The sequence below is a fragment of the Methylobacterium sp. D54C genome (assembly GCF_053345595.1).
In genome coordinates, this window is the sequence record NZ_JBKFAK010000061.1 from 1 (window position 1) to 7,882 (window position 7,882).

Genomic DNA, 7,882 nt, shown 5'->3' on the forward strand with positions numbered 1-7,882 from the left:
GACCATGCCCGGTCGATGCCGCGGGGCGCCGCGGGGATCGGATCCCGCGCGTACTTGGCCGACACCTGGGTTCCCGCGGCGTCCCGCGTCCCTCGTGCTCGCCTCCCGGGCCATGCCCCCGGCGCCAGTCGGCGCGCGGGGACGATCACGTGTGTCCGGTGCCGGCACCTCGGGACGAGCCGGGGAGAGCGATGGTTCGCGCCCCGCCGGTCCTCAGGCCGGCAGCGGCTCGCGCGGCTCGGTGTGGTCGAACAGCCGGGGCGGCGCGATCGCGTCCCGGGCGCCCATCCGGGCGACGAGATGGTCGGCGACCCGCAGGGCGTTGGCGATGATGGTCAACGTCGGGTTCACGGCGCCGATCGACGGGAAGAAGCTGGCGTCGGTCACGTAGAGGTTGTCCAGCTCGTGCGCCTTGCAGTTGGTGTCGAGCACCGACGTCCTCGGATCCGCGCCGAACCGCAGGGTCCCCGCCTGGTGAGCCGTCCCGCCGATCGGGACGTTCTTGCCCAGGTAGAGCGAGCGGTCGAACAGGTGCGGGTGGATGTCGGTGAAGCTGCAGATCTCGCGCAGCTTGTGCCGGAGCCGCTTATGCGCCTCGACGTTCGTCTCGGTGAGGTCGAGATGGACCTTGCCGTCCTTGTAGAAGATCCGGTTCTGCGGCAGCGGCACGTCCTCAGAAGTCAGCCAGAAGTCGACGGAGTGCTTGGCGATCCAGTCGAACGGCTTGTCGGGGAACCATTGCAGGAAGCCCGGCAGGCCCTCGCCGTGGATCTGGGCGCCGTCCGACTTGCCGACCATCTGGATGTGGCCGAGCGGGAAGTCCCAGCCATCCTTCGGGTCCGGATCGCCGAAGTAGAAGTCGTTGAGGCCGAGCGTCTTCTGGAACCGGGTCGGGTTCGGGACCTTCGAGATCGCCAGCACCGTCGAGTTGTTGTGGCGCATGTAGTTGCGCCCGACCTGATCCGACCCGTTGGCGAGGCCGTTCGGGTGGCGGTCGCTGGCCGAGCGCAGCAGCAGCAGCGCCGAGGAGAGGGCGCCGCAGGCCACCACCACGATGTCGGCCGAGGCCTCGAACGGCGCGCCGTCCCGGTTCCCGACGACGCCCGTGACGGTGCGGCCGGCGGCGTCGGTGACGAGGCGCTCGATGTAGGTGCGGGTGAGCAGCGTCAGGTTCGGGCAGTCGCGCAGGGCGGGGTCGACCACCATGGTCTGCGCGTCCGACTTGCCGTTGGTGGGGCAGGGGAAGCCGTCGAACGACTCGCACTTGATGCAGGGCGAGGTCGGCACCGCGCGGCCGTCCTTCTCCACCAGCCGCACGCCCACCGGCAGGTGGAACGGGTGGTGGCCGGCCCGCTTCAGGTTGTCGAACAGCTCCTGGATCCGCGGCTCGTGCGCCACCGGCGGATGGGCGTAGGGCTTGGTCGACCAGGGCTCGGTCGGGTCCTCGCCGCGCAGGCCGTGGACGTGGAACAGCTCCTCGGCCGCCTGGTAGTACGGCTCGAAGACGTCATACCCGACCGGCCAGGCCGGCGCGACGCCGTCCTGGTGGCGGATCTCGGCGAAGTCCTTCTCGCGGAGGCGGAAGAGGATCGAGCCGTAGAACTTCGAGTTTCCGCCGACGTAGTAGTGCAGGCCGGGGTGGAAGCTCTTGCCGTCGGACGAGTACCACGTCTCCTTGGCCTGGTAGTAGCCGTCAACGATCACCGCCTGACTGTCCCAGTTCCGCGGCTCGCGCAGCAGGTAGTCGCCGCGCTCGATCAGCAGGATGCGCTTGCCCGTTTGGGCGAGGCGCCACGCCATCGTGCCGCCGCCGGGACCGGACCCGACAATGATGACGTCGTAGTGCTCACCGGGCATGTACCGTCTCCGTCCGGACCTGCGTCCTGGCAGGCAACTCGCGAGCCGCTTCTCGGATCACCGCACGGTACCGTTGATCCCGCGCCGCGTCGCGGACTCCGCCGCGGATTCCGCCGCGGACTCCGCCGCGGACTCCGCGAAGTCCGCAACCGGCGGTTAAGGGCCTTTCCCAACGCCGCCTTCAGCTTCGGCTGCGATCCTGCGGCGGACCGGCCCGATGCCGGGGAGGCCGGAATGATCGACACGCTGGCGCCTGTCCTGGCGCTCCTGACCGCGGCCGCACTGGCCTTCGCCCTCTGGCGCCGGCTCGGAACGCGGCGCGCCGAGCGCGAGGCCGAGCGGCTGCAGGACCGCCTCTGGCGGATCAGCGAGAGCGAGGACCGCTACCGCGCCCTGGTGGCCGCCACCACCGAGATCATCGTCCAGCGGGATGCCCGCGGGCGCATCACCTACGCCAACGAGGATTTCGCCCGCCTCCTCGGCCGCGAGCCGATCGCGCTGATCGGCTCCCAGGACGATCTCGAGATCCTCGACCGGAACGCCGTGGAGATCGGGCCGGACGGGGTCCGCCGCCTGGAGGCGCAGGTCCGGACGGCGGACGGGCGGGCGCGCTGGTTCGCCTTCGTGGAGATGCCGGTGGCGCACGGCGACGCGACGCACTGGCTGCGGGCGGGCCGGGACGTGACCGCGCGGGTGGAGGCGATCCGCAGCCGCGACGCGGCCCTGGAGCGCGCCGAGGCGGCGAGCGTCGCCAAATCCCGCTTCCTGGCGACCGTGAGCCACGAGATGCGGACGCCGCTCAACGGCATCCTGGGCATGGCCGATCTCGTGCTCGGGACCGCGCTGAACCCCGAGCAGCGCACCTACGTGGAGGCGGTGCGCACCAGCGGTCAGGCGCTGCTCGGCCTGATCGACGGGGTCCTCGACTTCTCGCGGATCGAGGCCGGGCGCCTGGACCTCGCGGCCGAGCCCTTCGACCTGCCGGCCCTCTCCGAGGGGATCGTCGAGCTGCTGGCGCCCCGCGCCCAGGACAAGGGCATCGAGATCGCCCTCGACGTGGCCGAGGACTTCCCGGCCGCGATCCTGGGCGACGCCGACCGGGTGCGGCAGATCCTGATCAACCTCGCCGGCAACGCCATCAAGTTCACCGAGCGCGGCGGCGTCGGCGTCAGCCTGAGCTTTGCGCGGGCCGGGACCGGCGGCGAGGTCGTGCTCGCCGTGGCGGATACCGGCCCGGGGATCCCGGAGGAGCGGCTGCCGATCCTGTTCGAGGAGTTCGAGCAGGGCGACGGCAGCGCGAGCCGCAGCCACGAGGGCACGGGGCTGGGCCTCGCCATCACGCGGCGGCTCGTGACCCGCATGGGCGGGCGGATCGAGGCGGATTCGCGCCTCGGCCGGGGCTCGACCTTCCGGGTCCTGCTGCCGCTCGCCGAGGTCGCGGCGGCCGAGGATAGCGGGCGCGCGCCGCTGCCTACGCTCGCCCCGCGGCGCTGTCTGATCGTCGCCGACTCGCCGTTCCAGGCCCCGTACCTCGCCCGCAGCCTGTCCCGGGCCGGGGCCGCCACCGTGATCGTCGACAGCCTGGAATCGGGCCTGGACGCCCTGTCGGGCGCGGCCTTCGACGCGGTGCTGGCCGACCGGGCACTGGGCGACGCGGCGGTGCGCCAGATCGCCGACGCGGCCCGCGCCTGCGGGGTCCGCACCAGCCTCGTGCTCCTCTCGCCGTTCGACCGGCGCGGCTTCGGGTCCCCCGGCGCGGCGGGCTTCGACGGCTACCTGATCAAGCCGGTCCGGCCGCGCTCCCTGTTCGAGCGCCTGCTCGCGTCGACGGGCCCGGTCGAGGCCGCGGCCGCGCCGGCGGCGGAGCCGGCGCGCGTCGGCTCCAGCCTGCGGATCCTGCTGGCCGAGGACAACCCGATCAACGCCCTGCTGGCGACCCGGGCCCTGGAGCGCCTCGGCGCCACGGTGATCCACGCCGTCGACGGCCTCGAGGCCCTCGCGCGGCTGGAGACGGACGGCCCCTTCGACCTCGCGCTGATCGACGTGCGGATGCCCCGCCTCGACGGGCACGAGACCGCCCGGCGGATCCGCGCCGCCGAAGCGGGCGGCGCGGACCGCCTCCACCTCGTCGCGCTGACCGCGAATGCCGGCCGGGAGGACGAGGTCGCCGCCCGGGCGGCCGGCTTCGACGGGTTCCTGGCCAAGCCGCTGAATCTGAAGCTGCTCCCGCCGCTGCTGGAGCGCCGATCCGCGCGGGCCGCCTGAGCGCGCGTTGACAGGCGGGCGGGTCCCGCGCCAACAGGAGGCCCATGTCGACCGTCAGCCCTCCGTCGCCCGCACCGCGCTCGTCGAGCGGCGCGCTTGCCGCCTGGGGCATCGCGGTCCTCGTGATCGCCACCGTGCTCATCGGCGCCCTGGCGCCGGCGCGGCACGCGTCGCCGGCGGTGTCGGCGGCCGACGATCCGGCCTGCCTCGAGTGGACCGACGGCTGCAAGGTCTGCCGCCGCCTGGCGGAGGGACCGGCCTGCTCGCTGCCCGGGATCGCCTGCCAGCCCGGCGCGCCGCAGTGCCTGACCCGCCGGGACGGGTGATCTGCCGGACCGGTCCGTGACCGCCGCGGCTCCGGTGCTGCGCTTCGCGCCGAGCCCGAACGGACGGCTGCACCTCGGCCACGCCTACTCGGCGCTGCTCAACGCGGACCTCGCCGCCCGGATGGGGGGCGTCTGCCGCCTGCGGATCGAGGACATCGATCCCGCGCGCTCGAAGCCGGACTTCGTCGACGGGATCGTCACCGACCTCGCCTGGCTCGGGCTGACCTATCCCGAACCGGTGCGGCGCCAGTCCCGGCACATGGCGGCCTACCGGGTCGCCCTCGACGGGCTGATCGCGAGCGGGCTCGCCTATCCGTGCTTCTGCTCACGCGGCCAGATCCGGGCGCGCGTCGCCTCCGGCGGCGACGGCCCCCGCGATCCGGACGGCGTGCCGCTCTATCCCGGCACCTGCCGCCACTTGGACCGGGCGGCGGCCGCGGACCGGATCGCCCGCGGCGACCCGCATACCTGGCGGCTCGACATGGCGGCCGCCCTGCGCCGCGCCGGCCCGACCCACGGCTACGTCGCCTTCGAAGCGGCCGGCGCGCACCGGGTCGCGGCGGATCCGGCACGCTGGGGGGACGCGGTGATCGCCCGGCGCGACGTGCCGACGAGCTACCACCTCGCCGTGGTCCACGACGACGCGGCGGAGGGGATCACCCACGTGGTGCGGGGCCGCGACCTCGAGGCGGCCACCGACCTGCACGTGCTCCTGCAGGCCCTGCTCGGCCTGCCGGTCCCGCGCTACCGCCACCACGCGCTGCTGCTCGATACCGGGGGCGAGAAGCTGGCCAAGTCGCGCGGCTCGCGATCCCTCGCCGACCTTCGGCAGGCCGGCGCGACGCCCGAGGCTGTCCGCGCCCGGCTTGGCTTCGCCTGAACGGCAGCGCGCGCTCTCAGCGGACCGCCGCGTCGCGCTGGGCGAGGGCCGTGGCGCTCTTCGACTTCTGCATGGTGGCGTCAATCTGCTCGCGCTGGCGCTTGAAGTCGGCGAGCAGGCGCCCGTCGAGCTCCCGGCCGCGGGGGACGCGGATCTTCATCGGGTCGACGAAGTGGCCGTTGATGATCACCTCGTAGTGGAGGTGCGCGCCGGTCGACAGGCCGGTCGAGCCGACATAGCCGACGATCTGGCCCTGCCGGACCTTGACGCCCTCGCGGATGCCGCGGCCGAACCGCGACATGTGGTTGTAGGTCGTCACGTAGCCGTTGACGTGCTGCAGCTCGACCCGGTTGCCGTAGCCCGAGGTCATCTCCGCGCGGATCACCACGCCGTTGCCGGCCGCCATGATCGGCGTGCCGATCGGGTTCGACCAGTCGACGCCCGTATGCAGCTTGGCATAGCCCAGCACCGGGTGGCGGCGGTAACCGAAGCCGGAGCGCATGATCCCGTCCGCGATGGGCTTGCGCAGCAGGAACTTCTTCAGCGACCGGCCCTGCTCGTCGAGGTAGTCGATCGTGCCGTCGTCCGGCGACTGGAAGCGGTAGACCTTGCGGGTCTCTCCACCGAGCGTCAGCGCCGCGTAGAGCAGGTCCGGACGATCGGCGCTGGCCTCGTCGTCGGTGCTGTAGAAGACGTCGAGCCCGTCACCGCTGCCGATGCGGCGCTGGAAGTCGAGGTCGTAGCTGAAGACGCGGACGATATCCTCGACCGTGGCCCGCGGCAGGTCGTGGCGCGCGGCCGTCTCGTAGAGGCTCTGGTACAGGCGCGGCCCGGAGCCGGAATCCTCGTCCTCGTCCTCGCCGGCCTCCGCCTGAGGCTGTCCCTTGGGGGAGGGGGCCTCCTCGGCGGGGGGCGCCACCGACACGAAGGCGCCGCGGTCGTTCAGGGCCGCGATGCCCTCGATGCCGTTCTCGCCGTACAGCACCACGCGCGTCACCTGGCGGGGATCGCCGGGACGGGGCCCGGGGGCGACCTGGACGCGCATCGGCTGCCCCTCGTTGAGGGCAGCGGTGCGGGTCTTGCCCCCGAGCGCGGCGACGATGCCGCGAACGGCATCGTCGCTCGCGAGGCCGGTGGCCTTGAGCGTGGTCTCCAGTGTCTCGCCGCGCTTCAGCGCGAGATCGCGCTCCTCCACGAGCGGCGCCTCGTTGGCCTTCAGCTCGACCTTGGCGACCTTCGTGACGTTCTCCGGGACGACCAGCACCTCGATGGACTTGAAGGGGTTCGCGTCCTTCGGCACCGCACCGTCGCCGTCGCCGGCCGCGCCCTGCTGGAGCGTCCGCGACAGCATGATCTGCGGGGCGATCGGGATGGCGGCGCGGCGCCCTGCCTCGGCGGCGATGCGGCGCTCCTCCTCGACCTGCGCGGTGACGTCGTCGTCGCTGAGGGCGGGCGCGTTGGCGTCAACGGCAGCGTCGGCGAGTTCGCGCTTGACCACGGTGACCTCCGCGCTGGGGGCGTCGGCGGACGCGTCCGGTGCGCGCTCCAGTGGCTCGTCGGAGACGAACTTCATGGGGTCGAAGCGGGGCGGCTCGGCGGCGTAGACGCCCGTCGTCATCGACAGGGGCGTCGTCAGCCGCACGAAGGCCTTGGCCTTGATGATCTCGCGGTCGCCGAGGCGGACCGTGACCGGCGCCTTGAAGCTCTGCTTGGCCGAGGCGATCATGAGGTTGCGCACCAGCCGGTCGCCCTTGCGAGCGATGTTGGCGCCGCTCTCGCTCGGCTGGGGGCGGGGCATGATCGCCGCCTTCTCGGGAATGGCCGCGAAGGAGACGTCGCCCTGGAGGGACACGTGGAGTGCCGCAGCGATCAGACCGGCGCCGGTCAGGCCGGTGAGGCTGCTGGCGCAGAGCCAGCGGAGGTTGACGGCGCGTCGGTCGATCTGCGTCGCGGTCGCGCCGAGATGGTCGAGAGGCTCGTGCACCCCGCGTGCCGGGGGGAGGGCGGCCACGTCGCCGATCTTGAGTCGCTCGCGCTTCACTCGAAGGCCCTGAGAAGACGATGGCGAACGGGCGTTCCCGCGGGATCCGCGGCGCTGAGGCCGGGCTCGACCATACCGGAGGCGACATCCGCGCCCGGCAATCTCATCTCACGACCCAGCGTGTCGAGATTGAGGCGTGCTGCTCCCGAGCGCCAGCCCCGGCGCGGGAAAGACCGCGATCATCCACCGCCAGGCTTACGGGTGGTTCGCCGAGCCGGCCGGCAAAAAGGGTGTTGACGGCCCGGATTGGCGGCTCTATACCCCGGCTCATCGGCGCCGGCCGCGGAAGTGGACCGGGCGCTGAGCCATCTTCTGACAAACGGCGGGATTGGCCGGCGGGATTGCCGGGCGGTCTTCTGTTTGCCTCATGAGCCTCAGGCGACTGAGGCGCTCTTTGACAAGTTGGAATGAGGAAGGGAGACGCGGGCGGCGTTTGTCCTTGCGGCTGGGTCTTAGGACCTGGCGTGAGTAGACTTGTGCCGATCTGTTGTTCTTCTTTCTGAGCTCACCGAC

Annotated in this window: 5 protein-coding genes; 3 read left to right on the forward strand and 2 right to left on the reverse strand. The window is 72.4% G+C overall.

Annotated elements, in window-relative coordinates; all coding sequences use genetic code 11:
- Positions 1 to 213: 213 nt before the first annotated feature.
- The gene (locus tag ACLBYB_RS32180) at positions 214 to 1,857 is read right to left on the reverse strand and encodes a GMC oxidoreductase (protein WP_447701304.1); all 1,644 of its coding nucleotides are present in this window, start codon (positions 1,855 to 1,857) and stop codon (positions 214 to 216) included.
- Between the two features lie 234 nt (positions 1,858 to 2,091).
- Here ACLBYB_RS32180 and ACLBYB_RS32185 point away from each other — a divergent pair, with 234 nt between their 5' ends.
- Genes ACLBYB_RS32185 through gluQRS form a run of 3 tightly spaced genes read left to right on the forward strand, consistent with a single transcriptional unit; the run spans position 2,092 to position 5,328 of the window.
- Positions 2,092 to 4,122 carry an ATP-binding protein gene (locus ACLBYB_RS32185; RefSeq protein WP_447701305.1) on the forward strand — a complete coding sequence of 677 codons (2,031 nt, stop codon included), beginning with the start codon at positions 2,092 to 2,094 and terminating at the stop codon, positions 4,120 to 4,122.
- A gap of 44 nt (positions 4,123 to 4,166) precedes the next feature.
- Complete coding sequence (locus tag ACLBYB_RS32190; RefSeq protein WP_100253865.1) at positions 4,167 to 4,448, forward strand: hypothetical protein; 282 nt, start codon at positions 4,167 to 4,169, stop codon at positions 4,446 to 4,448.
- A gap of 16 nt (positions 4,449 to 4,464) precedes the next feature.
- The gene (gene gluQRS / locus ACLBYB_RS32195; RefSeq protein ID WP_447701306.1) at positions 4,465 to 5,328 is read left to right on the forward strand and encodes a tRNA glutamyl-Q(34) synthetase GluQRS; all 864 of its coding nucleotides are present in this window, start codon (positions 4,465 to 4,467) and stop codon (positions 5,326 to 5,328) included.
- Between the two features lie 16 nt (positions 5,329 to 5,344).
- Here the strand turns inward: gluQRS and ACLBYB_RS32200 are convergent, their stop codons facing one another.
- Positions 5,345 to 7,369, reverse strand: a complete 2,025-nt coding sequence (locus ACLBYB_RS32200) for a M23 family metallopeptidase (protein WP_091927400.1) — start codon at positions 7,367 to 7,369, stop codon at positions 5,345 to 5,347.
- Positions 7,370 to 7,882: the final 513 nt, after the last annotated feature.

Coding starts and splice junctions, on each gene's coding strand:
- ACLBYB_RS32180 (WP_447701304.1), bottom strand. CDS start 1,857: ATGCCCGGTGAGCACTACGACGTCATCATTGTCGGGTCCGGTCCCGGC.
- ACLBYB_RS32185 (WP_447701305.1), top strand. CDS start 2,092: ATGATCGACACGCTGGCGCCTGTCCTGGCGCTCCTGACCGCGGCCGCA.
- ACLBYB_RS32190 (WP_100253865.1), top strand. CDS start 4,167: ATGTCGACCGTCAGCCCTCCGTCGCCCGCACCGCGCTCGTCGAGCGGC.